Here is a 553-nt window from a genome sequence, read left to right as displayed (position 1 = left end):
TGCTCTAACTCTTCTACCGCATGCCAAAGCATCAGCGGCTTGATAGATGGATCCATCCCGTCCATTCGCTCAGGCTTAGTCAAAAAATCATAGGCAAGTACTGCAGTCATGTGCTCAACGCACACGGTAAAACCAAGGCGCTCCTTATCTTTACGCCCCTTTATCGACCACTCCAAGTCTTTCTCAAAAACCTCTTCAAGCCGCACTGCGTCGTAGCCTTTGTCCCGAAGAGCTTCATTGAAACGCTTGTGTTGCAAGCTATGGTGCGCTTCCTGACCAATAAAGCCTTTAATTTGCTGCTTCAGCTCTTTGTCCTGAACTTGGTCACGGAACATGCGCACTGACTCAATGAACTCCCCCTCACCAGCAGGAAATGTCGCCGACATAGCGGCCATATAGGCACTCTTAAGGCAGTTGTTATCAAAGAAGTCTTTGGTCTGCATTTGTGCATACGGAAACTCCATGTGACGAGGCAGAACATCTATGGGCGTTTTGCTTGACGCATTAATTTGACTCATTTTTGTCGCTCCAATCAACGAACACTCATAACGAA

General features: G+C 47.4%; 1 protein-coding gene. It reads right to left on the bottom strand.

Translation table 11 applies throughout. From position 1 onward, the window contains the following. A partial coding sequence (locus tag A3750_RS05505) for a metal-dependent hydrolase (protein ID WP_197474923.1) occupies nucleotides 1-518 on the bottom strand: 518 nt, incomplete at its 3' end. Nucleotides 519-553 lie beyond the last annotated feature (35 nt).

The organism is Oleiphilus sp. HI0079 (assembly GCF_001635105.1).
Note: the sequence above shows the minus strand (reverse complement) of the source record. Positions and strands in the feature narration are given on the sequence as shown.